23 protein-coding genes are annotated in these 26,911 nt (G+C 76.6%); 16 read left to right on the top strand and 7 right to left on the bottom strand.

What is annotated here, in order from left to right; translation table 11 throughout:
• Positions 1-115: 115 nt before the first annotated feature.
• On the bottom strand, positions 116-1,276 hold the full coding sequence (locus ABT238_RS22080; RefSeq protein ID WP_350777893.1) for an iron-containing alcohol dehydrogenase: 1,161 nt from the start codon (positions 1,274-1,276) through the stop codon (positions 116-118).
• A gap of 142 nt (positions 1,277-1,418) precedes the next feature.
• Here ABT238_RS22080 and ABT238_RS22075 point away from each other — a divergent pair, with 142 nt between their 5' ends.
• Both ABT238_RS22075 and ABT238_RS22070 read left to right on the top strand, forming a co-directional pair.
• Positions 1,419-2,435 carry a LysR family transcriptional regulator gene (locus tag ABT238_RS22075; RefSeq protein ID WP_350777863.1) on the top strand — a complete coding sequence of 339 codons (1,017 nt, stop codon included), beginning with the start codon at positions 1,419-1,421 and terminating at the stop codon, positions 2,433-2,435.
• Between the two features lies 1 nt (position 2,436).
• Entirely contained in the window at positions 2,437-3,858 is a 1,422-nt protein-coding gene (locus ABT238_RS22070) for an HNH endonuclease (protein WP_350777833.1), read from the top strand.
• A gap of 90 nt (positions 3,859-3,948) precedes the next feature.
• On the opposite strand, the gene ABT238_RS22065 is transcribed toward ABT238_RS22070, so the two are convergent.
• Positions 3,949-5,205 carry a nucleotidyl transferase AbiEii/AbiGii toxin family protein gene (locus ABT238_RS22065; RefSeq protein WP_350777805.1) on the bottom strand — a complete coding sequence of 419 codons (1,257 nt, stop codon included), beginning with the start codon at positions 5,203-5,205 and terminating at the stop codon, positions 3,949-3,951.
• Complete coding sequence (locus ABT238_RS22060; RefSeq protein WP_350777775.1) at positions 5,202-5,897, bottom strand: hypothetical protein; 696 nt, start codon at positions 5,895-5,897, stop codon at positions 5,202-5,204. The genes ABT238_RS22065 and ABT238_RS22060 overlap by 4 nt, the downstream gene beginning before the upstream one ends.
• Positions 5,898-5,940: 43 nt before the next feature.
• Here ABT238_RS22060 and ABT238_RS22055 point away from each other — a divergent pair, with 43 nt between their 5' ends.
• On the top strand, positions 5,941-6,273 hold the full coding sequence (locus tag ABT238_RS22055; protein WP_350569440.1) for a hypothetical protein: 333 nt from the start codon (positions 5,941-5,943) through the stop codon (positions 6,271-6,273).
• On the opposite strand, the gene ABT238_RS22050 is transcribed toward ABT238_RS22055, so the two are convergent.
• The 3 genes from ABT238_RS22050 to ABT238_RS22040 all read right to left on the bottom strand — a co-directional run bounded on the left by ABT238_RS22050 (position 6,260) and on the right by ABT238_RS22040 (position 9,078).
• Complete coding sequence (locus ABT238_RS22050) at positions 6,260-7,483, bottom strand: MFS transporter (protein ID WP_350569438.1); 1,224 nt, start codon at positions 7,481-7,483, stop codon at positions 6,260-6,262. The two genes, ABT238_RS22055 and ABT238_RS22050, sit on opposite strands and share 14 nt — an antisense overlap.
• 222 nt (positions 7,484-7,705) lie before the next feature.
• On the bottom strand, positions 7,706-7,999 hold the full coding sequence (locus ABT238_RS22045; RefSeq protein WP_350569437.1) for an SH3 domain-containing protein: 294 nt from the start codon (positions 7,997-7,999) through the stop codon (positions 7,706-7,708).
• A 467-nt stretch (positions 8,000-8,466) separates the two neighbouring features.
• Positions 8,467-9,078, bottom strand: coding sequence for a TIGR03086 family metal-binding protein (locus tag ABT238_RS22040; protein ID WP_350777646.1), 612 nt, complete (start codon positions 9,076-9,078; stop codon positions 8,467-8,469).
• A gap of 182 nt (positions 9,079-9,260) precedes the next feature.
• Here ABT238_RS22040 and ABT238_RS22035 point away from each other — a divergent pair, with 182 nt between their 5' ends.
• From ABT238_RS22035 to ABT238_RS21975, 13 genes are all read left to right on the top strand, one after another.
• On the top strand, positions 9,261-10,532 hold the full coding sequence (locus ABT238_RS22035) for a PA0049 C-terminal domain-containing protein (RefSeq protein ID WP_350777608.1): 1,272 nt from the start codon (positions 9,261-9,263) through the stop codon (positions 10,530-10,532).
• Between the two features lie 152 nt (positions 10,533-10,684).
• On the top strand, positions 10,685-10,897 hold the full coding sequence (locus tag ABT238_RS22030) for a DUF5988 family protein (RefSeq protein ID WP_350569431.1): 213 nt from the start codon (positions 10,685-10,687) through the stop codon (positions 10,895-10,897).
• A 245-nt stretch (positions 10,898-11,142) separates the two neighbouring features.
• Positions 11,143-12,546 carry an amino acid permease gene (locus ABT238_RS22025; RefSeq protein WP_350777530.1) on the top strand — a complete coding sequence of 468 codons (1,404 nt, stop codon included), beginning with the start codon at positions 11,143-11,145 and terminating at the stop codon, positions 12,544-12,546.
• Positions 12,547-12,628: 82 nt separating this feature from the next.
• Positions 12,629-13,321, top strand: coding sequence for a Crp/Fnr family transcriptional regulator (locus tag ABT238_RS22020; protein WP_350569428.1), 693 nt, complete (start codon positions 12,629-12,631; stop codon positions 13,319-13,321).
• Positions 13,322-13,440: 119 nt separating this feature from the next.
• Complete coding sequence (locus tag ABT238_RS22015; RefSeq protein WP_350569426.1) at positions 13,441-14,445, top strand: hypothetical protein; 1,005 nt, start codon at positions 13,441-13,443, stop codon at positions 14,443-14,445.
• The gene (locus tag ABT238_RS22010) at positions 14,442-16,592 is read left to right on the top strand and encodes a hypothetical protein (protein ID WP_350777383.1); all 2,151 of its coding nucleotides are present in this window, start codon (positions 14,442-14,444) and stop codon (positions 16,590-16,592) included. The genes ABT238_RS22015 and ABT238_RS22010 overlap by 4 nt, the downstream gene beginning before the upstream one ends.
• Positions 16,589-17,596 (top strand): hypothetical protein, encoded by a 1,008-nt coding sequence (locus tag ABT238_RS22005; RefSeq protein WP_350777359.1) that lies wholly within the window; start codon positions 16,589-16,591, stop codon positions 17,594-17,596. Before ABT238_RS22010 ends, ABT238_RS22005 begins: the two co-directional genes overlap by 4 nt.
• A gap of 71 nt (positions 17,597-17,667) precedes the next feature.
• Complete coding sequence (locus ABT238_RS22000; protein ID WP_350569420.1) at positions 17,668-18,138, top strand: Pycsar system effector family protein; 471 nt, start codon at positions 17,668-17,670, stop codon at positions 18,136-18,138.
• Positions 18,139-18,283: 145 nt separating this feature from the next.
• Positions 18,284-21,031: a DUF7825 domain-containing protein gene (locus ABT238_RS21995; RefSeq protein ID WP_350777311.1), complete on the top strand. Its 2,748-nt coding sequence runs from the start codon at positions 18,284-18,286 to the stop codon at positions 21,029-21,031.
• Positions 21,032-21,498: 467 nt separating this feature from the next.
• Entirely contained in the window at positions 21,499-22,266 is a 768-nt protein-coding gene (locus ABT238_RS21990) for an ABC transporter ATP-binding protein (RefSeq protein WP_350777283.1), read from the top strand.
• Complete coding sequence (locus tag ABT238_RS21985; RefSeq protein WP_350777250.1) at positions 22,251-24,230, top strand: hypothetical protein; 1,980 nt, start codon at positions 22,251-22,253, stop codon at positions 24,228-24,230. Before ABT238_RS21990 ends, ABT238_RS21985 begins: the two co-directional genes overlap by 16 nt.
• Before the next feature lie 69 nt (positions 24,231-24,299).
• Positions 24,300-25,643 carry a sensor histidine kinase gene (locus tag ABT238_RS21980; protein WP_350569414.1) on the top strand — a complete coding sequence of 448 codons (1,344 nt, stop codon included), beginning with the start codon at positions 24,300-24,302 and terminating at the stop codon, positions 25,641-25,643.
• Positions 25,607-26,263, top strand: coding sequence for a LuxR C-terminal-related transcriptional regulator (locus ABT238_RS21975; protein WP_350777181.1), 657 nt, complete (start codon positions 25,607-25,609; stop codon positions 26,261-26,263). Before ABT238_RS21980 ends, ABT238_RS21975 begins: the two co-directional genes overlap by 37 nt.
• On the opposite strand, the gene ABT238_RS21970 is transcribed toward ABT238_RS21975, so the two are convergent.
• Positions 26,236-26,904 (bottom strand): rhomboid-like protein, encoded by a 669-nt coding sequence (locus tag ABT238_RS21970; protein WP_350569411.1) that lies wholly within the window; start codon positions 26,902-26,904, stop codon positions 26,236-26,238. The two genes, ABT238_RS21975 and ABT238_RS21970, sit on opposite strands and share 28 nt — an antisense overlap.
• Between the last annotated feature and the right edge of the window lie 7 nt (positions 26,905-26,911).

Raw genomic sequence — 26,911 nt, 5'->3', positions numbered from 1 at the left:
TGGTACTGCAGGGGGGACCCTGTGGGAGAGTAGGACGCCGCCGAACAAATTGTGAGAGAACCCCCGCCGGTATTCCGGCGGGGGTTCTCTGCGTTTCCGGGCAAGCCTCGGACCCTCAGGCGTAGATCTCGGCGTAGAGGTCCTGGATCTGGGCGGCGGTGGGGACGGCGGGGTTGTTGGCGGGGGATCCGGAGGCGAGGGCCTGCTCGGCCATGAGCGGGGTGAGGCGCGTCCAGGCGTCGTGGTCGATGCCGTAGCTGCGGGGGGTGGGCACGTCGAGGTCGCGGCAGAGGGCGCGGAGGGCGTCGACGAGCTTGCCGGCCGCCGCGTCGTCGGAGTCGGCGGTGCTCGCGGCGCCCAGGGCACGGGCGCAGTCGGCGTACCGGGCGGGCGCGGCGTGGACGGAGAAGGCCGTCACGGCGGGGAACAGCATCGCGTTCGACAGGCCGTGGGCGACGTGGAAGTGGGCGCCGATCGGGCGGCTCATGCCGTGCACGAGGGCGACGCTGGAGTTCGAGAAGGCGATGCCGGCCTGGGTCGCGGCGAGCATCATCGCCTCGCGGGCCTCGGCGTCCGAGCCGTCCGCGTAGGCGCGGCGCAGCCGGCGGCCGATGGTGCCGATCGCGGTGAGGGCGAGGCCGTCGGAGAACGGGTTGGCTTTGCGGCTCACGTACGCCTCGACGGCGTGGGTGAGGGCGTCGATGCCGGTGTCGGCGGTCAGCCGGGGCGGCATCGACATGGTCAGTTCCACGTCGATGACGGCGGCCAGCGGCAGGAAGGCCGGTCCCGGGCAGAGCATCTTCTCGTCGGTGGCGCTGTCGGTGATGACGGTGAACTGGGTCGCCTCCGAGCCGCTGCCGGCGGTGGTGGGGACGGCGATCACCGGCAGCGCCGGCCCGTGGTTGACGCGCGGTGCCTTGTAGTCGCGCATCTCGCCGCCCTGCACGCCCAGCAGGGCGAGGGCCTTGGCGCTGTCCATCGGGCTGCCGCCGCCGAACCCGATGACCGAGTCCGCCCCGTGCTCGCGCAGCGCCGCCAGGCCGGGGAGCAGCGAGTCGGTGGTCGGGTCGGGCACGGTGTCGGCGAACAGCCGCGGCTGCAGCCCGGCGTCGAGCAGGGTCGCGGTCAGCCGCCGGGCCGCGCCGTTGCCGACCAGGAACGCGTCCGTGACGACGAGCGGGCGGCTCAGCCCCAGTTCCCTGACGACCTCGCCGAGTTCGGCGGCGGCGCCGCGGCCGACGCGCAGGATCCGCGGCAGGGACAGGCCGGCGACCATGGGGCACCTCTCGACGGTGGGAGAGCGGTGGCCGGTTGCGCCGGCCGGGACGGTGAGGTCTCGACTGTGCGGCCCGCGCGGGTGTGCGTTCAATCGCCAATCGCGCAGACGGGGTGTGCACAACTGCAGATAGGCTGGCCCGGTGCGCTCCCGCTCCCGCCCGGTCGGCGACCGGCTCCGCGCGGACGACCTCCGCCACCTGCTCGCGGTCGCCCGGACCGGGCGGCTGGTGACCGCCGCCGACGCGCTCGGGGTGGACCACACCACGGTGTCCCGCCGCATCGCCGCGCTGGAGAGGAGCCTCGGTGTGCGGCTGATCGAGCGCGGCACGGAGGGCTGGGCCCTGACGGACGCCGGGAAGGCCGTCTGCGAGAGCGCCCGCGCGGTCGAGGACGCCCTGGTGCGCGCCGTCGACGCGGTGTCCGCTCAGGACGCGCCGTCGCTGCACGGCACCGTCCGGGTGAGCGCGCCGGACGGCTTCGGGACCGTCTTCGCCACCCCGGCGCTGGCCCGGGTGCGCCGCCGGCACCCCCGGCTGCAGGCCGAACTCATCACGGCGACAAGGGAGTTGCCCCTTCGGCCGGCGGGCTTCGATCTGGCCCTGACGATCGGCGGGCCGCCGCGCGGCCGGCTGGTCACCGAGCACCTCACCGACTACGCCCTGGGCCTGTACGCCGCTGACGAGTACCTCGCGCGGTGCGGGGCCCCCGGGACGGTCGCCGAGCTGCGGGAGCATCCGCTGGTCTTCTACATCGAGTCGATGCTCCAGGTCGGAGACCTCGACATCGAGCGCCATCTGCCCGGCGTCACACCGGCGTTCGCCTCCACCAACGTCTTCGCCCAGGTCGAGGCCACCCGCTTGGGGGCCGGGGTGGGGGTGCTGCCCGCCTTCCTCGCCGAACGGGCCGGGCTGACGCGGCTGCTGGCCGAGGAGGTGGACATCCGGCTGCCGATCACGCTGGCGGTCCGGCGGGAGGCGGTGACCCAGCCGGCCGTTCGGGCGGTGCGCGACGCCCTGCACCAGGAGGTCGCCGACCGCGTCGCCGAACTGCTCCCGGACCGGCCCGACGGCCGGGGGAACGGCGGCTGCGACCCGTCGGACCGCGCCAGCCGTGACGCTCCGGAGGGCCTCGGTCACCGGGAGGCAGGGCCGTCGTAGGGTGGGCGCACCGTACGACGACCCGATCGCGGACGGCCCCGATGGCGCGAACTCCCTTGTCCTGGCCGGCCGGACGCTGCATGCTCGGGCCGCGCAGCGTGCGGGCGGCGGCCGTCTCCTCGGTGGTGGCCAGGGCCTGCTCGGCGTGGTGCGGTCGCTGACCGGACTGCCCGAGGCTGCGGTGATCCCGCACCTGCTCGGCGCCGCCATGGTCTGGGTGGGCGCGCTGCGGGTGCTGCTCGCCGCCCGCCCGGCGCGGCGGCCCGCACCGGCCGGAGCGGGGCCGGTGCTCCCGGCGCCGGCCGTCCGGACCCCGGAGCACTCGGCTCACCTGCGACGACGACGGCGCCCGCCGCTCGCGCCGGTCGCCGGTTCGTCTACAGTCGGGCGGTCAGGTGAACGGAAGGACGTGGCAGGCGTGGGCGACTACGCGAAGTGGTACGACGAGATACTCAAGGCCGAGAGCCGGGCCAAGGGCGGCGAGCCCTGCCGGGTGTGCGGCGAGGCGATAGCGCCGAACGCCCAGTGGAAGCAGCGGGACCGCCATGTGTGCTCGCCCCGCTGCAACGCCACGCTCAAGCGCCGGCTGAACCGGCGGATCGAACGGGGCGAGGTCGTCCCGCCGCCCCCGCCCACGCCGGAGCCCGAGCCGCCGCGCGAACCCCTGGTGTTCCGGACCCTGGCCCAGGACGCGCCGTTCCCGTACGAGTTCCTGGGCCGCTCGCCGAGGCCGGGCGACATCGTGGAGCGCCACGGCTCGCGCACCGTCTACCTGCCGCTGGCGGTCCTGCCGCCGGAGACCGTCCCCTGGGAGGTCACCGTCGGGGCGCCGGAGCACTGGGACCTGGACCGCGTGGTGTTCGCGGTGCACGAGGAGACGGGCTCGACCTGCTTCTACGAGGTCGACGAGAGCGGCACCCGGACCTCGCTGCTGCTTGGCCAGTTCCTCGGCCCCCACCAGCTCGACACGTACGAGCCGTTCGAGGCCGGCGGGCGGACCTGGTGCTGGTATCAGGAGGTGGTCCGCGACGTCGACCAGGACGGCGAGCCGTACACCTGGACGGCCCACGTCTGCGGCCTCCAGGAGATTCCCACGCTGTGGACCCCCGCGTACGCGGCCCGCTCGGAGCGGCTCAAGCGCGTCAGCCGGGCGGCCGGCAACTACGCCGCCCGCATGCGCGCGCTCGGGCAGGAGGGCGAGATCGAGCGCCTGGACCCGCGGGAGATCTACGAGCGTGACGGCTGGTTCTGCCGGATCTGCGGGGCCGCCGTCGACCCGGACCTGTCCTGGCCGGACCTGTGGTGCGCCACCCTGGACCACCGGGTGCCGGTGACCGCGGGCGGCGGTCACACCGCCGACAACGTGCAGCTGAGCCACTGGCTGTGCAACCTCCGCAAGGGCGACCTCCTCCTCACGGAGTGACGGCCCCCGCCCGCCCGTGCTGAGCGTCCGACGGGCGGGGCCCGGCCGGGGCCGCCGTAGAGGTGCTGCCCGTGCCGGGCTGCCAACCGGTCAGCCGGCCGACAGTTCGGCGGCGTAGCGGTCGGCGACCTCCGCCAGGTTGCCGAGGTGCCGGTTCGGGTGGCCGTGGTCGCCCAGGAGCCGGCGGGCGGCGGCGAGGTCGCCGTCCAGCAGCTCGCGGACGACGACCAGGGAGTTGGCCGGGGGCAGGTGGTGCCGGGTGATCCACTGCTGGACCGCGGCCATGCCCTCGCGGGCCAGGACCTCGCGCAGCTCCCCGATCAGCGGGGCGAGCCACTCGGCCCGCAGGGCGTACTCGCCGCGGCCGCCGAACGTGGCGGCGAGTCCGGCCACCAACTCGGCCGGGTACTCCTCGACCGGTTCGGCGAAGCCGGGGTAGTCCTTGGCGAACTCGTCCCAGTCGGCTTCGAGTTCGGCGAGGTCCCCGGGGAGCACCGGCCACCGGGCGTAGTTCTCCTCGGAGAGCGTGAACACCTCGCGCAGCAGGGCGTAGGAGACCGTGGCGGTGCGCGAGAGCAGCACCGCGTCGTAGAGGTCCTTGCCCTGCGGGTGGGCGTCCGAGACCAGCCAGAGGATCTTCCAGGCCAGCGAGAGCTCCGGGGTGGCGGCGAGCAGCGGGGCGCCGACGCCGGGCAGTTCGCAGGGCCGCGGGGCGGCGGGCAGGGGCTCGGTGAAGACGAAGTCCAGCTGGACGGTGCCGCCGGGCACGCCCGGCGCCGTCCAGGGCAGCACCAGCCGGCGTCCGGGGACCCGGCCGTACGTCCAGATCTCGTCGTCGACCGCCCGGTCGGCGTGCAGCCGGACCGCTCCGGAGAGCGCCTCGGCACCGGCGGCGAGTTCGGTGAGCATCCGGGTAGTGCGCGGGTCCTCCAGCGTCCAGTCCGCCGGGACCACCACGAAGTCCAGGTCGCCCGGCTCCCGGGCCTGTTCGCCGTACCAGGCGCGCAGCAGGACGCTGCCGCGCAGCACGAGGTGTCCGGCCCACGGGGAGGCGGCGACGGCGGACAGCACGGTGTTCAGGGCCTCGCGCCGGGCGGCGTGCCAGCGCTCGGCGAGGCCGGGGTCGGCGAAGACGGGTTCGCTCGGCCGCAGGGCCCGGCTGTACCCGGTGAGCGCGGGGTCGAAGACCGGCTGCTGGCGCACCGCCTCGTCGTCGATCGGCCGGATCGACCGGGGCAGGTCCCGCTCCTCCCGGACGTCCTCCGGCGGGGGCTGCTTGGGTACGAGCAGGTCCTCCCACGGCCCGTACGTGAGGACCTCCCAGGCGAGCGGACGCTTGTCGGTCATCGGGTCTCTCCTTCCGCGGTGCGGTCGTGCTCGGTCAGCCACCCCGCGTCCAGCGCCTCGGCGCTGTCCACGGCGACGAACTCGCGTTCCACCGAGACGACGTGGTGGCCGTTGGTGGTGAGGTCCGCGAGCAGCGCCTCCAGGCGGCGGCCGGCGGTGGCCAGACCGACCCGGCGGCACCGCTGGGTGACGAACCACTCGCGCCGGCCGTCCGCGCGCACCCGGCGCGGGTTGTGCGACAGGTGGGCGCCGTGCCGGACGGCGAGTTCGGCGAGCCCGGGCTCCGGGGCGGGCCCGGGCAGCAGCAGTTTGACGTGGTGTTCGAAGTAGCGGGCCGGGCCGTGGGCGGCGGCGTCCCCGTCCGAGGCCGGGACACCGCGGGCCCACGGTGTGGCCTCGATCTTGGTGCGCAGGACGGCGAACCCGGCCGCGGCCAGCCTCTCCGCGGTCCGGGCGGCCGCCGCGGCGACCTCCGCCAGCGGGCCGGCGGCGCGCAGGGTGAGCATCGGCTGCGAGGGCGCCGCGCCGCGGGCCAGCAGGATGTGAGTGCACTTCAGGCCGTGGTCGGCGGCCCAGGCGGCCAGCGCCTCGGCGGCGTCCGGCCGCACGGTGAGGTGCACCTCGAAGTCCCCCCGGAGGTCGGGGAGCGCCGGGGCGCCGTCGGGGCGCCGGTCAGGACGGGTGGCGAGCATGACGGCATCGTGCCAGGAGCCACCGACAAGGGATACTGACCGGATGCGTACGTACCCGCCGGCCGCCGCGGCCGTGAACCTGGTGATGGGTCTGCCGGCCGTGGTGCCGCTCTTCCTGCTGTGGTACTTCGCCGCCAACTGGCCGCTGGCGGCGCTGGGGTGGACGGAGGGGGAGCCGACCGAGAACGACGGGCCGCTGCCGTGGCTGGTGCTCTGCGGGCCGGTGGTGGTGGCGTGCGCGGCACTGTGGTGGCTGGCGAACGACGCGCTGCGGCGGCGCTCCGGGCGCTCCGGGCGGACCGGCGGGGGCTGGTTCTACTGGCCGGTGAGCGCCGGGCTGACCCTGGTGCCCACCGGTGTGCTCATCGCGATGTGACCGGGGCGGTCCGCACGGCGGTGGCGGCGGCGAGCAGCGCGGTGACGCCGGCCAGCAGCAGGACGGTGGTGGGGGTGGTGCGGTCGACGACGGCGCCGCCGAGCAGCGCGGCGATCCCGATGGTGGCCTGGAAGGACGAGGTGAACAGGACACCGGCGGCCTCGGGGGCGTGCGGTGCGGCGGCGAGGAACCAGCTGAGCGAGCAGACCGGCACGGCGCCGTAGGCGACGCCCCAGAGCAGCAGCAGCGCGGTGGCGCCGGGACCGGTGGTGCCGAGCACGGGCAGCAGGAGGGTGGCGGCGGCGAGCAGGGCGGCGGCCGCCGTGAACACCGGGCGCAGGGCGCGGGCGGCGCGCTGCCCGGCGAGCAGGTTGCCGAGCAGTCCGGCGGCGCCGTAGGCGAGCAGCAGCCCGCTGATCAGGCCCGGGCCGGCGTGGGTGACCTCGGCCAGGAACGGCGTGACGTAGGTGTAGCCGCCGAAGTGGGCGAGGACGATCAGGAAGGTCACCGCCAGGCCGGTGCGGGTGTCCCGGCCGGCGAGTAGCCCGCGCAGCACGCCGAGGCCGGTGGTGGTGGCCGGCGGCGGCAGCGGGGGCAGGCTCCACAGCAGGGCGGCCAGGACCAGCAGGGTGAGGACGCCCATCGCGGCGAAGGCCGCGCGCCAGCCGGCGAGCGAACCGAGCAGCACGCCGGCCGGGACGCCGAGCACGGAGCCGAGCGGGACGGCGGTGAAGATCACGGTGTGGGCGCGGGCCTGCCGGTCCGGCGGGACGAGCCGCGGGGCGAGCCCGGAGCCGATCGACCAGAAGGCGCCGATGACCAGGCCGAGGGCGACCCGGGCCGCCAGCACCGCCCCGTACCCGGGGGCGAAGGCGTTCAGCAGGTCGGCGGCCGCCAGGAGCAGCAGGAGGGCGCAGAGCATGGTGCGGCGGTCGGCCCGGCGGGTCGCGACGGTGACGGCGGGCGCGGCCACGGCGGCGACCAGGCCGGGCAGGGTCATCATCAGCCCGGCGGTGCCGTCGGAGATCCGGAAGGTGTCGCCGATCGGGGTGAGCAGGCCGACCGGCAGGATCTCGGTGGTGACGATGGCGAAGACGCCCGCGGTGACGGCGAGGACGGCGGGCCAACCGCCGGTCCGGGAACGGGTCCGGCTCCGTGGCGGGGAGTGCGGGGCGGGGCGGGCGGTGTCGGGCATGGCGGTGTCGGGCATGACGGTGTTCCTGTCCGGGCACGGTGAGTGATCGATGCCCGAAGTCCACCAAGCCGGAGGGGCGTTGGGCTGGCGAGAATCGGACGTCAACGATCCCGCGACCGCCCCGGACACGCCCGCGCGCACGGCCGGAGCCGTGCGCGCGGGTGAGCCGGGGCGGGGCGGGCCGCCGGGCCGGCAGGGGTGGACCGCCCACCACCGCCCACCACCGCCCGGACCGGCCTACCCCTGTGGTCCCTCGGCCGCCGTCACCCCCGAACTCCCCGCCGCGTCCTTGGCGAACGGCACGACGCCGGTGTTGGCGACATGCCGGGCGGCGACCCACGCGTTGCGGTCGCGCAGCAGGTACCAGATGTCGTTGCCGTCGATGTTCTGCGCCCTGACCTTCGACCGCAGCCCGATCTTGGCACCGAACGGGAAGGTGCCGACGACGGAGGAGTCGGTGCTGGGGAACTCCCGGATGTTGACTCCGATCTCGCTGACAACCGTCCCGAAAGGCTCGCTGGGTGTACCCATCTCTTCCTCGCTCTTCCTTCGTCGACGACACATGACCCGAGGCGGCACGGGTCCGGAAAGCGTGACCACGACGGTCCGCCCGTGCCGCCGCGAGCCTAGGAGGGCGACCGGCGCGATCGGCCGCTCCGGCGGCTTCTCGGCGATCCGTTCGCCCGGACCGGGCCGCCCCGGGGGCGTCGCGCCTCACCGGGTGAGCGGGGTCTCGCGGGTCGGGCGGGAGTGCCGGACCGGCACGGCGTGACCGGCGGGACCTGGGCCGAGGCGTGCGGGTACTTCGACGACGACCGGCTGGGCGCGCTGGTCCGCCTGATCGCGCCGATCAACGCGGCGGCCCGGATGAACACCGTCGTCCACCGGGCGGGCGGCCCGTACCGGCCCGGCACGTTCGCCGCGCTGGAGGAGCCGCAGGGGGCCCGACCGACGGGCGGGCCGCGGAACAGCGGCGGTCGGTTCGGCTTCCGGCCGGGTCAGATGCGGTCGGCGGACCACGCCGGGTCGCGCCCGGTGAGGGCCAGCAGCAGGTCCTCGGCGTCCGCGCCCGGCGGTGCGGCACGCGGCGGGTCGAAGCGGCCGGTGCCCACCAGATCGCGGTAGCCGCGGAACTCGGCGAGCGCGTACCGGGCGGCGCCCGGCGGCATCCGGCCGCGCTCGCCGAGCGCCCGGGAGAGGTCCCAGCCGTGCACGACCGTCTCGGCCGTCAGCTCCCGGGCGTACCCGCCGGCGTCCCGCAGGCCGTACGGCAGGTGGACCAGCTGGTCGGGGGCGCCGGGGCGGTTGAGCGCGCGCTGCGCGCTGCGCACCGCCATCGTCCACACGCCCAGCGGGTTGCGGCCGAGCACGTCGCCCTCGAACCGGTGGCCGATCTGCTCCGGGGTGTAGCCGGCGACCGCCTGGCACACCCACAGGTGCTGGGCCGCCAGGTGGTTCACCAGCGCGCGCACGTCCCAGTCGCGGCACGGGGTGGGCGCTGTCCAGCGGTCCTCGGACACCGCGCGCAGCAGCCGCGCCGTTTCGGCGCCGGCGGCCGCGTACTGGGCGCGGACCTCCGCGTGGAATCCGGGTGGGTGGGGACATTCCATCGCCGGGCCTCCGTCTCCTGCCCTGCTCACTCCCAGTAAACCGCTACGGGGCGTGACTCGCCAGGGGGGCCGGAGCCCGTTCTGTCGGGGATCTCCGGGTGTGGGCGCCCTCCGCGATCACGGTCCGTGGTGGCGGCGAGGCGCTCTGGTGAACGCCGGGAGGCATCTGTAGTGTCCACGTCATGACGATCGCCAGGCGCCGGGTCGCGCTCGCCGCGACCCTCATCGGCGCTCTCGCCGCCACCGCGCTCCCCGCCACCGCCGCCACCGCGCAGCCGGCCCGCCCCTCCTGCCGGAGCGTCGACTCCGTGCCGCTCGACCGGGAGCAGGCGCGCACCGCGGACCCGCGGACCGCCGCCCTGACCGACCGCGGCGGCCTCGGCGACTTCGTCCGCCGCTTCCCCGCCGCGCTCTGCGCCGCGCGCGCCGCCGCCGGGGCCGGCCGGATCGTCGACGCCTGGGGCGAGGCGCTCTGGCGGGCCGGCGTCGACCGGGCCCGGGGCAGCCGCCCCGGTGGCGACCTGCCGGCCGGGGACGACCGCCCGCTGTACTGGACCAGGGTCGCCATGACCATCCAACTGGCGCGCTGGCAGCCGGACTTCACGGTCGATACGGCGGCCCTGCGGCAGCGCTTCGAGGACGCCTCGCGCGGGCTGACCGACAGCGGCTTCGGCGCCCGGCCCGGGGTGCGCCGGATCCTGGTGAGCGGCTTCGACCCCTTCGGCCTGGACGCCGAGCTGCGCCGCGCCAATCCCTCGGGCTCGGCGGTGCTGCAACTGGACGGCCGGCGGATCACCCTCGCCGACGGCACCCCCGCCGAGATCCAGGCGGTGGTGTTCCCGGTCCGCTACGGCGACTTCGACCGGGGCATCGTCGAGCGCGCCTTCGGCCCGCGGCTCGCCCCCGGCCACCGCTCCGCCGACCTCGTCATCACCGTCAGCCAGGGCTACCCCGGCCTGTTCACCCTGGAGGCCTGGGCCGGCCGCTCCCGCTCCGCCGACCCCTACCCCGACAACGCCGGCGTGCTCTCCGGCGGCACCCGCGAGCACCCCGTCACCGCCCCCGGGCTCGGCCCCGGTGCGGAGTTCATCGCCACCAGCCTGCCCACCGGGCCGATGACGGCCGTGCAGCAACCGTTCCCGGTCAAGCTGAACACCACCGTGACCGAGATCCCGGCCGGTGCGAGCGCGCCGGTCGACCGGGCGGACGGTCCCACCCCCGGCTCGCGCGCGGTCGCGGGCGGCGGCGGGGGCTACCTCTCCAACGAGGTCGCCTACCGCAGCAACCGGCTGCGCCTGGAGCTCGCCCCTCAGCTGCCCGGCGGTCACCTGCACACCCCCGTGCTCACCGGGCTGCCGGAGCGCACCGACCAGCTCACCGGGCCGGTGTTCGAGCAGAACGAGGCCGCGATCGCCGGTGAGGTCCTGGAGATCCTGCGGCACTCGGCGGGCTGACGGGGCGAGGGCCGCGGCGCGCCGCGGCCGGATTCCGACCCCCCTAACCGACCCGGGAATGCCGCCGCTAGGGGTTATCCGGCGGCGGGCGGCTGCGTAGGTTCGGGGCCCCGGGCCGGCTCTCGCCGGCCATTCCCCCCGGAGGTATCACGATGACGGAGCCGAAGGCGAACATCCTGCTCGAAGGCGGCACGGCCGGAATCGACTTCGCGCGCGTGCGTGAGGTCGGCGCCGGTGAGAGCGTCGTCAAGGTCCTCGTCGGCAACCGGTACGAGCACTTCCGGCGCGCCGGGCGGACCGCCGAGCACGAGGGCGTCCCGCTGGACGTCTTCGAGTGGAGCGGCAGCACCTTCGTCGCCGAGTGACGCCGGCCGGGGGTGCCGGGGCCGGACGCGCGGATCCCGGCGTCCCCGGCACTCCCGGCGTCCCCGGCACCCCCGGTGACGGGTGCGGGACGAGTGCCCGTCCGGCCATCGCCCGACCGGAGGTTTTCCGGCCGGCGGGCCGGTCCAAAGGACAAATCCCGCCGATTTGGTACAAGGTGCCGCCTGCATGAGCATGGGCCTCCGCTCCACCGAGCGCGCAGGACCAGGAAAGGCACCACACCCTCATGCAGACCAGCCCGGCCGTGACCCGGCAGGCGTCCCCGGCACCCCCGGCGCCGCCGAACCCGGCGGCGCCCTCCCCGGCCCCGGCGCCGCCGCCCCGGTCCGCCGTCCGCCGCTTCGGCCTGCCGACCGCGACCGCCCTGGTGATGGGCAACATCATCGGCGGCGGCATCTTCATGATCCCCGCCGCGGTGGCCCCGTACGGGACGGTCAGCCTGCTCGCCTTCGCCGTGCTCACCGCCGGTGCGATCGCCCTGGCCCTGGTCTTCGGACGGCTCGCGCGCCGCGACCCGCGCACCGGCGGCCCCTACGTCTACGCCCGCGAGGCCTTCGGCGACTTCGCCGGCTTCATCGCCGCCTGGTCGTACTGGATCACCACCTGGGTCAGCAACGCCGCCCTCGCCGTGGCCGCCGTCGGCTACCTCGGCGTGCTGTGGCCCGCCGTCGGCCGCTCCACCCCGCTCGCGGTGGGCTGCGCGCTGGCCGTCCAGTGGCTGCCCGCGCTCGCCAACCTGGCCGGCACCCGCTACGTCGGCACCGTCCAACTCGTCTCCACCGTCCTCAAGTTCGTCCCCCTGCTGGTCGTCGCGGTGGCCGGCCTCGGCTCCTTCGACCCGGCCAACCTCGGCCCCTTCGACGCGACCGGCGACGGCTGGCTCGGCGGGATGACGGCCGCCGCCGCGATCCTGCTCTTCAGCTACCTCGGCGTGGAGTCGGCCGCGATGAGCGCGGGCCAGGTCCGCGACCCGGAGCGCAACGTCGGCAGGGCCAGCGTGCTCGGCACGGTGGGCGCCGCCGTCGTCTACCTGCTCGGCACGCTCGCCGTGTTCGGCACCGTCGCCCACGAGCGGCTGGTCCACTCCACCGCGCCGTTCTCCGACTCCGTGAACGCCGTCTTCGGCGGCTCCTGGGGCGGCACCGCCGTCGCCGTCGCCGCCCTCGTCTCGATGGCCGGCGCGCTCAACGGCTGGACCCTGCTCTCCGCCCAGGCCCCCTACGCGGCCGCCAAGGACGGCCTGTTCCCGGCCGTCTTCGCGACCGAGCGCCGCGGTGTGCCGGTCGTCGGCGTCCTGGCCGGCGTCACGCTCGCCTCGCTGCTCACCGTGCTCGACTTCGCCTCCGGCGCGAAGGCCGCCTTCGACACCCTGGTGCTGGTCACCACCTTCACCGCGACCGTCCCCTACCTCCTCTCCAGCGCGGCCCAGCTGTACTGGCTGCTGCGCGGCGCCCGCGACCGCGTCGCCCCCGCCCGCCTCGCCCGCGACCTCACCCTCGCCCTCGGCGCCTTCGGCTTCTCCGCCTGGCTGGTCGCCGGCGCCGGCTACGCCGCCGTCTACCAGGGCGTCCTGTTCCTGCTCGTCGGCGTCCTCGTCCACACCGTCCTCGCCGCCCGCCGCCGGGCCTGACCCGGCCCCGCGCCCGCCGGGCCTCGCCGGCTTTCCCGGCGAGGCCCGCGCACGGCCCCCGGCGGTCTCCTATCGTCTTCGCATGGATGCCCGCGCCGGCGCGATGCCGGACCGAACGGACCGGACGCTGCGTCACCTCATGGGGGAGCGGACCTGGAGCGCCCTGCTGGCCGGCGCGCACGAGCGACGGCACCCCGCCGGCGGCGTCCTGCTCCGGCAGGAGGAGCCGGGCACCCATGTGCTCGCGCTGCTCACCGGCGTGGCCAAGGTGGTCCGCCGGGAGCCGGACGGGGACCTCACCCTGCTGGCCTTCCGGGGCCCCGGGGAGGTGCTCGGCGAGGTGGCGGTGCTGGACGACAGCGTGCGCTCGGCGAGCGTCGAGGCCATAGCGCCGTGCACGGTGGCCGTGGTGGGCCGGGAGGCGTTCCTGCGGTTCGTCGCGGAGCACGACCTGTACCCGGTCATGGTCCGCTACGCGTTCGGCCGGCTGCGGGAGTCGGACCGCGCCCGTGGCGGCGGGGACGCCGTGGCCCGGCTGGCGGCCGCCCTGGCGGCCCTGGCCGAACTCTCCGCGGGCCCGGGCGGACCCGGAGCGGGCGTCGAACTCGCCCTGACCCGCGACGACCTGGCGCAGTACCTCGGCGTCTCCCGCAACACCGTCACCGCGGGCCTTGCCGAACTGGCGCCGCTGGGGGTGGAGAGCGGGCGCCGGCGCATCGTCGTCGGCGACCCGGCCGCCCTGCGGGGCGCGGCGTCCGCCCCGCACCGGGGTTGACCGGTCATCAGTTCGTGTGACGTCCGTCACCGGTGTTCCGCACCGCGCGAGCACACGGCGGGCGGCGTCCTCGGGAAGCTTGGAGCGCAACCTCCGCACCGAGCCCACCGAGGAGTCCGATGTCCGAGTCCGGCCGACCCCCGACCGACGCCAGCCGCTTCCCCGAGGCCAGCGCGCTGCCCTACAGCCGCAGCCGGCGGCTGCCCCCGTACCGGGGGATCGTCGCCGTCGACGCCAAGGACTTCACCGGCCACCCCGCCGTCGAGCACGGCGCGATCAGCCGGGCGATCCCGGAGCTGCTCCGGCAGTCCTTCGAGCAGGCCGGCCTGTCCGAGGTCTGGCTGGACCGCAGGTTCCCCGCCTCCACCGGCGACGGCTACGTCTTCGGCTTCGACCCCGGGTGGATGCCGTTCGTGATCCACCCCTGGCTGCACACCCTCCAGGAACTGCTCGGCGAGTTCAAGGTGCACACCGTCGGCACGGTGGCCATCCGGCTGAGGGTGAGCCTCCACCTCGGGCCGCTGCCGGACGGCGGCGGCGAGTTCGACGGCAACGGCACGCCGCGCAACGACACCCACCGACTGCTCGACTCGCGCCCCGTCAAGGCCGTCCTGGCCGACGCCAAGGCGAGCGTGACCCACGTCGCCGCGATCCTCTCCGACCGCTGCTACCAGGACGCGGTGGAGAGCGGCTACACCGGCCGGCACCCGGACCACTTCATCGAGGTACCGGCCACCGTCGAGGGCAAGCGCTTCGACCAGCGGGCCTGGCTCTACGTGCCCGCGCCCTCCGGGAACCTCTACGACCGCCGCCTCCTGGACGACCCGGCCGCCACCGGCGACCAGCAGACCGGCCGGGCGGACGCCGAGGGCCACCCGCCGGTCGGCGAGGAGCGGCGCCCGGCGCCGGCGGCGCCCCCGACGGTCCAGCGGGCGGACGGGGGCAACGTGAACAGCGGCACCGTGTACGGCGGGCAGGCCGTCACCAACACCATGCGCGGCGCCGTCGGCGGCAACGTCGTGCGGGGCGAGTCGGTCCGCTCCATCGGCTCGGTCGGCGGCGACTACGTCGAGGGCACCAAGGGCGACACCGTCCACGGCGACAAGCACGAGCACCACCGGTGAGCGCCGCCGACGCCGCCGGGGATCCCGCGGCCGCCGCCGGTCCGGCCGAGGAACTGACGGACCTCGACGACGAGCTCGCCGCCTTCCGGGCCGGCCGGCCCTTCATCTACGCCCCGAACGGGAACATCAACACCGGCTCCGTGCACGGCGGCCAGCGGGTCGAGAACAACGGCGTGCCGGGCGGACGGGGCGACCGGCCGGTGGAGGCGCACGAAGGGCCGATCTCGGTGTCGGAGATCCTCGACGCCCGCACGGGGTTCGCCGAACCCGACTGGTTCGCCACCGCGCTCGCCGAACTCGACGAACGCGTCCTCTTCCTCCACGGCGAGCCCGGCACCGGGCGCCGGACGGCCGCCCTGAACCTGCTCCACCGGCACAGCGGCGGCAGCCCGGACCTCCGCGCGCTCGACGGCGACGAGAACCTCGCCACCTGGCGCCCCACCGGCGCCGGGGCCCGCGGCTACCTCGTCCACGGCCTCCTGCCGCAGCACCCGCTGGGACCGGCCGTCGTCGCGAACCTGCGCCGCCTGCTCCACGACGCGGACGCCCGGATGGTGGTCCTCCTCCCGTACGAGCCGGAGCGCATCCGCGCCCTGGCCCGGGACCTGCACGTCACCCCGGTGCGGTGCGAACCCCCGGCGCCCCGGGCCGTCTTCGACGCCCGGCTGACGGCCGCAGTGCCCGACGCGGCCCGGCGGCGGCGACTGCTGGACGCGCTGGGGCCCGAGCTGCTCGACACCCTGCTCACCCCCGAACTCGTCCCCGCCCAGGTCGCCGAACTCGTCGCCACCGTCAGCACCGCCGGAGACGACGGCCCCGACCCCGACGACCTGCGCGCCCGGCTCAGCTTCCTCGCGGAGGGGGAGGTGCCCGAGCTCCTCGACGGGCTCCGCGACGACCCCGACGGCCTGGCCTTCCTGCTGGCGACCAGCGTCTTCGAGGGGCTCGACCACCGGATCGTCCGGGAGGAGGCCGACCGGCTCCTCGCACTGGCCGCCGGCCGGCTCGACTCCGTCCTCCCGGAGGGCGGCGACCCGGACGGCCCGGGCCCGCGCCCGAGCCGGGAGCAGCCCCGGCCGAACCCGCGCTTCGTGTTCCGCCGGTCGCTGGAGGAGCTCCTGCTCTCCGTCCGCGCCCGGCGCGGGCCCGCCGAGATCCGCGCCCACAGCCGCTTCACCTACACGGTGGAACCGGTGGTCTTCACCCGGCACCGGCAGGCGGAGGCCGTCCTGCGGCACGTCTGGCGGCAGTACAGCGAGCTGTCCACGCTGCTGACGGAGTGGCTGGACACCGTCCCCGCGCGGGAGTCCGACCTCGCCGTGCCGGTCGGACACGTCATGGGGATGGCCGCGAGCTGGGGCGGCGGGCGCCGGGCGCTGCGGCACATCCGCGAGCTGGCCGGTTCCGAGCGCGCGCACAGCCGCACCACGGCCGCCTACGCGCTCGGCATCGCGGCCCGCGACCTCGTCCTCGCCGGCGAGGTCAAGTACCACCTGGGCCGGTGGAGCGTCGAAGGCGGCTGGCGGCTGCGGTCCACGGTGGCCTTCGCCTGCGGCTCCGACTTCGGGACCGCCCGCCCCGAGGTCGCGCTGACCCTGCTGCGCAGCGCCTACCGGGGCACCGAGGGGGACGAACGGCAGGTCGCGAGGGCCGTGACGCTGGCCCTGCGGGCCCTGTTCGCGGCGGGGAACCAGGCGACCGTCTTCCGCAAGCTCACCGGCTGGGCGGACCGCCCGGACGCCGCGCCGCTCGTGCTGGACGTCCTGCCCGGGCTGCTGTGGGACGACCCGGGATGGTTCGGGGCCCAGGTGCTGAGCGTCGGCGAACACACCGAGCCCCTCCTCGGACTCGTCCGCCGCGCCCTGGACGACGATGCCCGCTTCGACGCGACCTGCCGTGCGCTCGTCGGCTGGTGCCGCACCGCCGCCTGGGACGCCGAACGGCGCACCGCCGTCGAGACGCTGTTCACCGCGCTCGCCCAGGACCTGCACCTGGGTGTCATGCGCCTGTTCGTCGAGATCGACAACGACGAGGACCAGGAACTCCCCGGGCGGTCCGTCGCCCGGTACGCCCTGGCGGCCTGGCGGCACGGCGAGCAGCAGCCCCGCCCCGCGGCCGCCCACCCGAACGGAGGAACCCCCCGATGACCGCCGACCTCGATCCGCCCGTCTACACCCGCGCCGCCCGCGCCCCCTGGCGCGAGATCCTCGGCCACCGCTGGTCCGGCCGGCGCGACCGGGCCCTGGTGCTGCGCGACCGCGACGGGCTGTACCACCTGGCGGGGCCGTTGCGCCGCCGGCTACTCCCGGACGAGGACGGCCCGGCGGCGGTGCGCAGCGGCCTGTGGGGGTACGACGGCGCGTACCTGGTCCAGCTCGACGAGCGGCCGGGTGTGCGGGCGGTCGGCGTCCCGACCGCGTACGGCACGGAGTCCTTCGACGTGCACGTGCTCTGGTGGGCCCACGACCCCGTGCAGGTGGTGCGCACCGGCACCGTGCGGGGCTGGTACCCGGTGCGCAAGGACCTCGAACGGCGGCTGCACCACCTCCACCAGCAGTTCGCCGCCGCCGGGCAGGACTTCGGCGCGGCCGAGGTGATGCAGTACCTGGCGGCGCCGCACCTGATGGCCGACTGCGGCCTCGGCTACCGGGTGACGGACGTCGGCGCGCGGGAGCACGGCAGCGAGCTCCGTCTCGGCGACGGCGGCGGCGCCGCCCCGCCGAGGGGCTGGAGCGAGGAGAGCAGCAAGGAGTACGAGTTCTGCCGGTACGCCGTCCAGCAGGGCCCGGTCTACCTCGCGGCGCTGTGGCTGGCCCGCCGGCCGGAGGAGGTCCGCCAGGTGCTGGACTGGACGGTCGACCACGCGGACCTGCTGCGCGGCGCGACGGACTGGCAGGACGCGGTGGCCGGGCTGCTCGGCAAGCTGACGCCCCAGGAGCAGCACGAACTCTCCCGGCTGCTGCGCGACCGGCTGGTCGCGCTCGGCCGCTCGGTCCCCGGACCGCCGCCGCCTCCCGGGGCGGAGTTCGGCAGGGTCCGGGTGCCGGCCGACGGCTGGGCCGACGGATCGGTCAACGGAGCTTTCGACGGGTCGGTGAACGGGTCGGTGAACGGAGCGGTGAACGGAACGCTGAACGGGCGGCCGCTGTGAGCCCGACAGCCGCACCGAGCGCCCGGGGGACGTCGGCTCCGGGCGCTCCGACCCCGGGGGCGGTGGCGGCCATGGAACGCCTGCTGGCCGCCAACGGCACCGAACTGGCCAGGGCCGACACCAAGGCCGCCGTCCTGCTGGCCTTCACCGGGGCGGCCCTCGGCGCGTTCGTGCCGCTCACCCGCAGGGACGGTGCCGCGGCCGCCCACGGCTGGGACACCCGCCTCCTGTGGTGGACGGCCGTGCTCAGCGCCCTGTGCGCCGTCGGCTGCTTCGTCTGGGCCATCGCCCCGCGCCACCGCAAGGGGCGCGGGGACGGTGCGAGCGGCCCCGGCTACTTCGGCCACATCGGCGCGCGGACCGGCCGAGGACGCCTGGGCCGGGCCTTCGAACGGGCCGGGCGGGACCCGGCCGGACCGTTGCTCGCCTCGCTCGTCGTGACCAGTGCGATCATCCGCGCCAAGTACCGCTGGATCGAGGCCGGGACGGTTCTGCTGCTGCTGGCGCTGCCCCAGTTCGCCGCGGTGCTCCGGCCGGTGTGACCGCGGACCGGTCCGGGGCGGCCGGGGGCGCCGGGGAGGCGGGTCGGGGGCGGCTCGCCCGTCCCGGCGGTCCGCCCGGCGGTCCCGCTGTCGGTGCGGCCCGCTAGGTTCGCGCCCATCGCGTCGGAGCAGGTGGAGGAACGTCATGACCGGTCCCACGAGCGGGACGATCGGCTGGGACGAGGTGCGCGCGCTGATCGCCGCCCGGGTGCCGCAGGGCGTGATCGGCCGGCTCTCGCCCGTGCCCGCCGCCGAACTGCGCCACCTGCGCGCCCCGCTGCGCAAGCTGCGCACCGAGCTGACGCGGGAGCTCTCCGCGAACGACCGGCGGCGCTACGCCGCGGCGTACGACCAGCTCGCCGCCCTGCAGTTCGCCGGGATCCTCTCCGCCGCCACCCCGGCGGAGGCCCTGGACTGGCTCACCGCGCGCCGCCTCCTCGCCGTCAACTGGCCGCTGCCCGACGGCGGTTCCACCAACCCCGACGCCCACGCCGTCCTGCGGGTCCTGTTGCTGCCGCACCGCGACGCGGCGTTCCAGCGGGAACTCGCGGTCCGGCTCGCCGAGTGGCTGCCCGCGCGCGGCGACGCCTTCCGCTGGCTGATCGCCCACGGCCTCGCCGTCTGGTCCGGCGCCGAGGTCCCCGCCACCGACGGCTACCTGACCGGCTGGCTGCGCGAGGGCGGGCTGGTGCGTTACGCGTCCCACCAGGAGATCGGCGAGTGGTTCGCCGAGCAGGGCCTGCGCGCCGCGGTGCCGCACCACGACACACTGCTCGGCTGGCTGCGCGCCCAGCCCCGGCTCGCCGAGTTCGTCCGCCGGCTGTTCGAGGTCCCGGACGCCGGAACCGAGCTCGCCGACCCGCACACGGCCGGCTTCGGGCCCGACAACGAGTGGCCCAAGGCGCTCACCGCCCTGGCCGGCGAGGGCCTGCTGGACCGCGCCGAACTGATCGACCTCTGCCTGGGCCTCCTCCTGCGCGGCGAGCGGCCCGGCAACCTGCGCGGCTTCCTGCGGCTGTACGCGGAACTGGCCCCCGACGCCGAGGAGGTCACCGCCCGGGCCCGCGACCACGTCCGGCTGGCCGCCGACGGCGCGCCGACCGCCGCGAAGGCCGCCCAGGAGGCCCTGCGGTCCGTGGACCTCCGGCTGTCCGCCGAGCTGTTCACCGAGCTGACGGCCGAGGTCCTGGCCCGGCCGGAGAAGGCGCTCGCCACCGTCCAGCTGGGCTGGGCCGACGCGGTGCTGCGCCGCGATCCGGTCCGGGCCGACGACCTGCTGCCCGCCCTCGCGGTGGCCTTCGCCCACCCGGCGCCCGAGGTCCAGGAACGCGCCCTGCGGCTGGTCGCCGGCCGCCTGGCCGACACCGCCGACCCGGCCACCGCCGAGTCCGTGCGCGGCGCCGCCGCCGCGCTCGGCCCCGCCCTGCGGGCGGACGCGCAGCGGCTGCTGGCCGCCCCGGCCGCCCGGCCCGCGGTGGCCGGGGAGCACCGGGAACCGCCCGCGCCGGTGCTCCGGCCGGTGCGGCCGGCCGAGCTGCCGGCCGCACCGGCCGGGCCGTTCGAGCTCGCCGAGCGGCTGGCCGCCGTGCTGGCCGACGCGATGCCCGACCCCGGGGAGTTCGAGGTCGTGCTGGCGGCCCTGGTCGCCGAGCGGCAGCGCGACGCCGCCGCGCTCGGGACCGCGCTCGCCCCGCTCGCCCCGCGGCACGGGGAGGACCAGGCCGTCCACCGGGGCATCGGCACCGTCGGGGGCACGCTGGGGTGCCTGCTCGACGCCCTGACCGGTCGTGAGCACCGGTCCGCCGCGCTCACGGCCGAACTGCTCGCCCTCCCGGACCCCAGGCGCGGCCCCGCCCTGGTCCCCGCGTTGCGCGTCCTCGAAGCGGCGTGCGGCGTCGCCGACGCGCCGGTACCGGTGCTGCTCGCCACCCCCACCGGCGCGGACGGCACCCTCGATCCGGCCGTGCTCACCGAACGGCTCGCGGCGCACCGCGCGGCCGGTGCCCGGCCCTGGCCCGTCGACCTGGCCCAGGCGCTGCTCCGGGTGGCGCCGGACGCACGGCCGGGCGTCCGCGCCGCGGCCGCCGGACTCGGCTGCGACCTGCCGCCCGACACGCCGCTGCCCGCACCCCGGGGGTTCCACGTCCAGGCCCCGGGCCGCCCGGACGGGTGGTCGGCGTCCGAGTACCCGCGCATCGCCCCGCTGGCGCCGACCGTGTCCGCGTCCGGGGGCGTCACCGGGCTGCTCCACACGCTGCCCGACCCGACCGGGAGCGACTGGTTCGCGGCCGGGTTCCGGACGTCGGCCACCCAGCTCGCCCAGCTGCCCTGGGTGGCGCCGTGGCACCCGGAGACGGTCGCCGCGCACGGCCTCTCCACCGTGGCGGCGCAGGCGGCCGACGCCGGCCCCCGGCAGCCCGGCCCGCTGCTGCCCCGGCTCGCGGAACTCCCGGGCGAGCCCGGGCCGGTGAGCCACCTCCTGCTCGCCTACGGCATGACCGCCCTCCGCGCCGAGCACCGCACCGCGGCCCTGGACGCCCTGCTGGCGCTGACCGCACGCGGCCGGCTGCGGCCGGAGGAGCTCGGCGAGTGGCTCGCGGCGCTGTGGCGGCTGTCCGTCGCCAAGCCGAACCGGTTCCTGCCCGTGCTCGCCGACGCCGCCCGCGGCGGCGCCGGCCGGCCGGTGTTCGCCGTGCTCACCGCGATGCTCACCGACCTCGCCGCCGACCCGGCCCGCCGCGGTCTGGCCGCCGTCCTCACCCTGGCCGCCGACTGCGCGGCCGCCGAGGCCGTCCGCACCCCCGTCCCCGCCCTCGCCACCCTCACCGCCCCCGGGGCGCCCCGCCGCGTCCGCACGGAGGCGGCCCGCCTGGCCGGGATCCTCGGCCCCTGACCGGCGGTGGACCGCTCCGCGGCCGTGTGCTTCCCGGGTGGCCGGGCGGCCGGTCCAGGTACCACTCGCGGAAGCCGAGGCGGCCGCTCCGGTCGGTGAGCGGTTCCAGGGAGCCGCCGGTCGCGCGGCGGTCGACCCACAGGGGGCCGCGCTCCGGACCGGTGACGGCCGGCCACGTGGAGAACCCGCGTCCCTCGTGGCTGAGACGGATCGCTCCGGCGCTCGTCCGCCCGTTGAAGCGCTCCCAGCTGTCGTCCCGGGCCCGGAAGGCCGCGCGGTGCGACTCCGCGGGTGGGCCGGAGCAGCGGAGAGGCGAGGGGCGGAGGAGAGCTGCAGGGCGGGGGTGGGGCTGGACCCACCTCGAAGTGTGAAGCAGGGTGGATTCCGCCTCGATCGTGTCCGTCCTAGCGTTTCCATCGGCCGCCCGGAGGGGGCGGACCGGGTGCGGGCGGGAGGGTGCGGTGCAGGTGGACGGCGGGGACGTTCCGGCGCTGAGGCTGACGGGGCTGAGCAAGCGGTTCGGGGATCACCGGGCGGTGGACGGGGTGGATCTGACCGTGCCGAGCGGCTCGCTCTACGGGCTGGTCGGGCCGAACGGGGCGGGCAAGACGACGTCGCTGTCGATGGCGGTCGGGCTGCTGCGGCCGGACGCCGGCCGGGCGGAGGTGTTCGGCGTGGACGTGTGGGCCGATCCGCTGCGCGCCAAGGCCCTGGTGGGCGTGCTGCCGGACGGCCTGGCGCTGCCGGAGCGGCTGACCGGCGCGGAGCTGCTGCGCTACCTGGGACGGCTGCGCGGCCTGGACGGGCGGACGGTGGACTCCCGGGCGGAGGAGCTGCTGGCCGTGCTGGAGCTGACGGACGCGGCGGGGACGGCGGTGATCGACTACTCCACGGGGATGCGCAAGAAGATCGGCCTGGCCACCGCGCTGCTGCACGGGCCCTGGCTGCTGGTGCTGGACGAGCCGTTCGAGGCGGTCGACCCGGTGTCGGCGGCGACGGTCCGGACGATCCTGCGGCGGTTCGTCGCGGCGGGCGGTTCGGTGGTGCTCTCCAGCCATGTGATGGCCCTGGTCGAGAGCCTCTGCGACCACGTGGCGGTGATCGCCGGGGGCCGGGTGGCGGCGGCCGGGACGGTGGACGAGGTGCGGGGCGGGCGGGCCCTGGAGGACGTGTTCGTCGAGCTGGTCGGCGCCCGGACCGGGGGCGGGGAGGGGCTGGAGTGGCTGGCGTCCTGACGGTCCCGCGGGCGGCGGGCGGCCGCGTCGCGGTCGCCGTGCTCACCGGCATGAAGGCGAGCGTGTTGCGGCGGTCGATGTCCGGCCCCCGGGCCGCCGGACTGGTCGTCGCCACGGTGGCCGGCGGGGCCGGCGCGGTCGGCACCGCGCTGCTCGGCCGGGCGGACTACGCCACCCCCGGGGCCGGGTTCGGCGTGCTGGCGCTGGCCCAGCTGCTGTGGACCCTGGGGTGGGCGCTCGGGCCGCTGGTCACCGGTGGTGACGCCACCCTGCGGCCGGCCTGGTTCGCCATGGTGCCGCTGCGCCCGCGCAGCCTGGCGCTCGGGCTGCTCGGCGCCGCCTTCGTCGGCGTCACCCCGGTGCTGGCGCTGGTCGCCTTCGGCGGGCTGTTCGTCTACGGCGCCCGCCAGGGGCCGGCGGCGGGCCTGGTGGCGGTGCCCGCCGTGCTGCTGCAACTGCTCCTCGTGGTGCTGCTGGCGAAGGTCACCCCGCAGGTGCTGGGCGGCGTGCTGCGCCACCGCCTCGGCTGGGAGCTGTCCGCGCTGCTGGTCGGCCTGGTGATGGCCTGCCTCAACTCCGGCTGGTTCGCGATCGGCTTCCTGGCCCGGCTCGGCACCGGGGAGTGGGCGGCCGGGACGGCCACCGCGGTGCGGGCGCTTCCCTCGGGCTGGGCGGTGGTCGCGGTGGACGCGGCCCGCCGGGCGGACTGGCCGACGGCCGCCGCCGCGCTCGGCGGCCTGGGCGCCGTCTGCGGCCTGCTCCTGGCCGCCTGGGCGGCGCTGCTCTCCCGGCAGCCGGTGCGCGGCGGCGCGCACCGCCCCCGGTCGGCCGCCGCCCGTTCCGGTGTCGGGCGCCGGCTGCTCCCCGACTCCCCGGCGGGCGCGGTCCTGGGCAAGGAACTGCTGCTCTGGCGCCGTGACCCCCGCCGGGCCCGGTTCCTGCGGACCGCGTTCTGGACGGGCGTGTTCACCGGCCTGCTCCCGCTGCTCGACGGCTTCGACGTGCTGCTGCCCTGGGCGGGCGTGGTCGCCGCGCTGTTCGCCGGCGCGTTCTGCGTCAACCTGTACGGACTGGACGCGGGCGCGTTCTGGCTGAACCTGGTGGTGCCGGGGACCGAACGGGTCGACGTCCGGGCCCGGCAGGCCGCCTGGCTGCTGGTCACCGCCCCGGTGGCGCTGCTGCTGACGGCCGCCGCGCTCCCGTTCGCCCCGGGCGGCGTCCTGCCGTGGGTGTGCGCCGTGCTGCCGGCCGTCCTCGGCGCCGCGGCCGGGCTGATCCCGCTGATGTCGGTGCTCGGCGCCGCGCCGTCCCCCGACCGTCCCGGCGGCAGCCCGCTCGACGACCTCGCCGACGACAGCGCCGAGCACGTCCGCGCCCAGGGGCTGGCGGCGTTCTGGCTGCAACTGCTCGCCGCGCTGCCGGCGGCCGGCGTGGTGCTGGCCGGGACCGTGCTGTCCAGCGCGCCGCTGCGCTGGGCCGGTCTGCCGGCGGGCCTGCTCACCGGCGCGCTGTCCGCGTGGGGGCTGGGCCGGGCCGCGGCGCGCCGACTGGAGGCGAGCGGCCCCGAGCTGCTGGACACGCTGCGCAAGGGCCTGCCGCGCGAGGGTGCGTCGCGCACCGGAGGCCGGCGGGCCGCGGGGGCGGCGGCCGAGGTCTCGCGCGGCCGGTCGGCGGCGGCCGGGCTGCTGACCACCGTCGGCATCCTGCTGATCGCGCCTCAGGGCCTGGTGGCGCTCGCCCTGACGCTGTTCGCGCCGACCGCGCGCAGCTGGTTCCTGGTGCTCCATCTGCCCGGGCCCGCACTGCTGCGGATCGCGGTGGCGGTGGTGTTCGTCATGCTCGGCGCGTTCTGCGTGCGGGCGGCGCACCGGCTGGCCAACCCGGACCGCCCCGCCCGCCCCGACGACCCCGCCCGCCCCGCCCGCCCCGCCCGCCCGGCCCCGTCGGGGGAGCTGGGACCATGACCGGGCGACGGACCGTCACCCCGGCGGTCCGCGTCCGCCCGCGACGACCGCCCACCGACCGGAGGCCCGGTGAACCGTACGCTGCCCGCCGCCCGTGCCGCCCTGCGCGGCAGCGGCGCCGCCCTCCGGCGGCTGCTGGTGCTGACGGCCGTCGTCCCCGCCGAACTGCTGCTGCTGGTGGTCGTCCTGGGCAGCTTCGTGCTCTGGTTCGGCCTCGGGATCTTCTTCCTCTTCCCCGCCACCACCCGGCTCGCCCGCACGGCCGCCGGCCTCGCCCGCGCCTGTGCCGGCCGCTGGTCGGGAGTGCCGGTGCCGCCGCCGTACCTGCCGCGCCCGGGGCTCGAACGCACCCTGCACGGCTGGTTCTGGACCGGGCACGACTACCAGAGGCACCGCTGGTTCGCGAGCGTCTCGCGCACCATCCGCTGGCTCTGGAAGGATCCGGCGACCTGGCGCGACGTGCTCTGGGTCGTACTGAACCCGGTGGTCGGCGGCGCCATCGCCGCCACCCCGCCGCTGCTGCTGGCCGGCGGCCTGTACACCCTGGCCTCCACCCCGACCCACGCCCTGGCCCACCTCCTCGCCGGGACCGCCCTCCCGCTGCCCGGGCCGGGCCCCGTCCCCGCCGCCCTCCTGGCCCTTGCCCTCGGTCTCGCCCTGACCGCCGCGGGCCCGGCGCTGGCCGGCCCGGCGCTGCGCCTGCACGGCCGCTGGACACGCGCCCTGCTCGGTCCCACCGAACGCTCCCGCCTCGCCCGCCGGGTCGAGCAGCTGACCGAGACCCGGCTGGACGTCACCGAGGCCCAGGCCGCCGAGCTGCGCCGGATCGAGCGCGACCTGCACGACGGCGCCCAGGCCCGGCTGGTCGCGGTGAGCCTGCGGCTGGGCGCGGTCGCCGCGCTGATCGACCGCGACCCGGACCGGGCCAGGTCGGTGGTGACGGAGGCGCAGGAGAACGTCGCCCAGGCGCTCCAGGAGCTGCGCGACCTGGTCCGCGGCATCCACCCGCCGGTGCTCGCCGAGCGCGGCCTGGCGGAGGGGCTGCGCGCCCTGGCCCTGGACGTGCCGCTGCGCGTCGAGGTGCGGGCCGAGCTGCCCGGCCGCGCCGAGTCCCCGGTCGAGTCGGCGGTCTACTACGCGGTCAGCGAGGCCCTGACCAACGCGGTCAAGCACGCGGGCGCGAGGCACGCCGCCGTGGACCTGGTCCACGTGGACGGGCTGCTGCGCGCCGAGGTCACCGACGACGGCCGGGGCGGCGCGGACCCCGGCCGGGGGACCGGCCTGCTGGGCATCCAGCGCAGGCTGGCCGCGTTCGACGGTACGCTCACGCTGATCAGCCCCCCGGGCGGACCGACCCGGCTGACCATGGAGCTACCGTGCGCGTTGTCCTCGCCGAGGACCTCTACCTCCTGAGGGACGGCCTGTCCCTCCTCCTCACGGCCCACGGGCACGAGATCGTCGCGGCGGTGGGCAGCGGCCCGGAACTCGCCGCCGCGCTGGCCGAGCACCGGCCGGACATCGCGGTGGTCGACGTCCGGCTGCCGCCCACCTTCACCGACGAGGGCCTCCAGGTCGCCCTCGCGGCCCGCCGGGCCCGGCCGGGCCTGCCCGTCCTGGTGCTCTCCCAGCACGTCGAGCAGTTGTACGCGCGGGAGCTGATCGCCGACGGCGCGGGGGCGGTCGGCTACCTGCTCAAGGACCGGGTGTCCCACGCCGGGCAGTTCATGGACGCGCTGCGCACCGTCGCCTCCGGCGGCACCGTGATGGACCCGCAGGTGATCACCCGCCTGCTCGCCCGCAACGCCGACGACCGGCCGCTGGCCCTGCTCACCCCGCGCGAGCGGGAGGTGCTGGCGATGATGGCCGAAGGCCGCTCGAACGCCGCGATCGCCCAGCGGCTGCACTTCAGCGAGGGCGCGGTGAGCAAGCACACCTCCAGCATCTTCGCGAAGCTGGGCCTCGGCGCCTCCGACGACGACAACCGCCGGGTGCTGGCCGTGCTCGCCTACCTCGACGGCACCCGCTCGGCCTGACGCGGCGCCCGTGCCGCGCCGCGGCGGACCACCGGGGGCAGGCCCAGCCGGTGCGCGGCCGCGACCGCGAGCCCGGCGAGCAGCGAGACCAGGTGGCCCACGGCGGCGACCTCGCCGTCCGCGACGCCGCCGAGCAGGGTGGGCGCCGCGACCGCGAGCATCAGCAGCCACACCGCCCGCGACCACACCGGGCGGGCCCGGCAGGCCGCCACCGCCAGCGCCGCGACCACCACGTAGGAGGGGCCGGTGTCCAGGGCGTGCGCGGCCTCGGCCGGCAGCGCGCCGTGCTCGATCCGCCACCAGACCAGCCCCTCGGTCAGCGCGGTCGCCGTCACGTGCACGAGGGCCAGCGCCGCCACCGCCCGGCCGCCGCCGAGCGCGCCGACCACCGCGAAGACGGACAGCGCGAACACCGGCCAGATCCACACGGTGTCCTGCGGGACGAACGCCGACACCGCCAGTGAGCCGACGGGGTGGCCGTCCGGCCAGGGCCGCAGATTGTCCAGGTCGGTCGAGGCCCACTCCCGCAGTGCCCGCACCTGCTCGGCGGGCAGCAGTCGCAGCACCGGCCACATCGCGGCCAGTGCGGTCACGTACCAGAACGCCGGATTGCGCAGGAGCGACAGCTGCCGTTGCGGCACCCCCGGG

The organism is Kitasatospora sp. NPDC001527, from assembly GCF_040298605.1.
Taxonomy (GTDB): domain Bacteria; phylum Actinomycetota; class Actinomycetes; order Streptomycetales; family Streptomycetaceae; genus Kitasatospora.
The sequence above is the reverse complement of the archived record's forward strand: the minus strand, read 5'-3'. Positions and strand labels throughout refer to the sequence as shown.

Bases quoted from the DNA above. Each gene is read 5' to 3' on its own strand.
- ABT238_RS22000 (WP_350569420.1), top strand. From the start codon at position 17,668: ATGGAACGCCTGCTGGCCGCCAACGGCACCGAACTGGCCAGGGCCGAC.
- ABT238_RS22065 (WP_350777805.1), bottom strand. From the start codon at position 5,205: ATGACCGACAAGCGTCCGCTCGCCTGGGAGGTCCTCACGTACGGGCCG.
- ABT238_RS22080 (WP_350777893.1), bottom strand. From the start codon at position 1,276: ATGGTCGCCGGCCTGTCCCTGCCGCGGATCCTGCGCGTCGGCCGCGGC.
- ABT238_RS22020 (WP_350569428.1), top strand. From the start codon at position 12,629: ATGGATGCCCGCGCCGGCGCGATGCCGGACCGAACGGACCGGACGCTG.
- ABT238_RS22060 (WP_350777775.1), bottom strand. From the start codon at position 5,897: ATGCTCGCCACCCGTCCTGACCGGCGCCCCGACGGCGCCCCGGCGCTC.
- ABT238_RS22050 (WP_350569438.1), bottom strand. From the start codon at position 7,483: ATGCCCGACACCGCCATGCCCGACACCGCCCGCCCCGCCCCGCACTCC.
- ABT238_RS22005 (WP_350777359.1), top strand. From the start codon at position 16,589: ATGACCGCCGACCTCGATCCGCCCGTCTACACCCGCGCCGCCCGCGCC.
- ABT238_RS22015 (WP_350569426.1), top strand. From the start codon at position 13,441: ATGTCCGAGTCCGGCCGACCCCCGACCGACGCCAGCCGCTTCCCCGAG.
- ABT238_RS22045 (WP_350569437.1), bottom strand. From the start codon at position 7,999: ATGGGTACACCCAGCGAGCCTTTCGGGACGGTTGTCAGCGAGATCGGA.
- ABT238_RS22025 (WP_350777530.1), top strand. From the start codon at position 11,143: ATGCAGACCAGCCCGGCCGTGACCCGGCAGGCGTCCCCGGCACCCCCG.
- ABT238_RS21995 (WP_350777311.1), top strand. From the start codon at position 18,284: ATGACCGGTCCCACGAGCGGGACGATCGGCTGGGACGAGGTGCGCGCG.
- ABT238_RS22030 (WP_350569431.1), top strand. From the start codon at position 10,685: ATGACGGAGCCGAAGGCGAACATCCTGCTCGAAGGCGGCACGGCCGGA.
- ABT238_RS22040 (WP_350777646.1), bottom strand. From the start codon at position 9,078: ATGGAATGTCCCCACCCACCCGGATTCCACGCGGAGGTCCGCGCCCAG.
- ABT238_RS22055 (WP_350569440.1), top strand. From the start codon at position 5,941: ATGCGTACGTACCCGCCGGCCGCCGCGGCCGTGAACCTGGTGATGGGT.
- ABT238_RS22035 (WP_350777608.1), top strand. From the start codon at position 9,261: ATGACGATCGCCAGGCGCCGGGTCGCGCTCGCCGCGACCCTCATCGGC.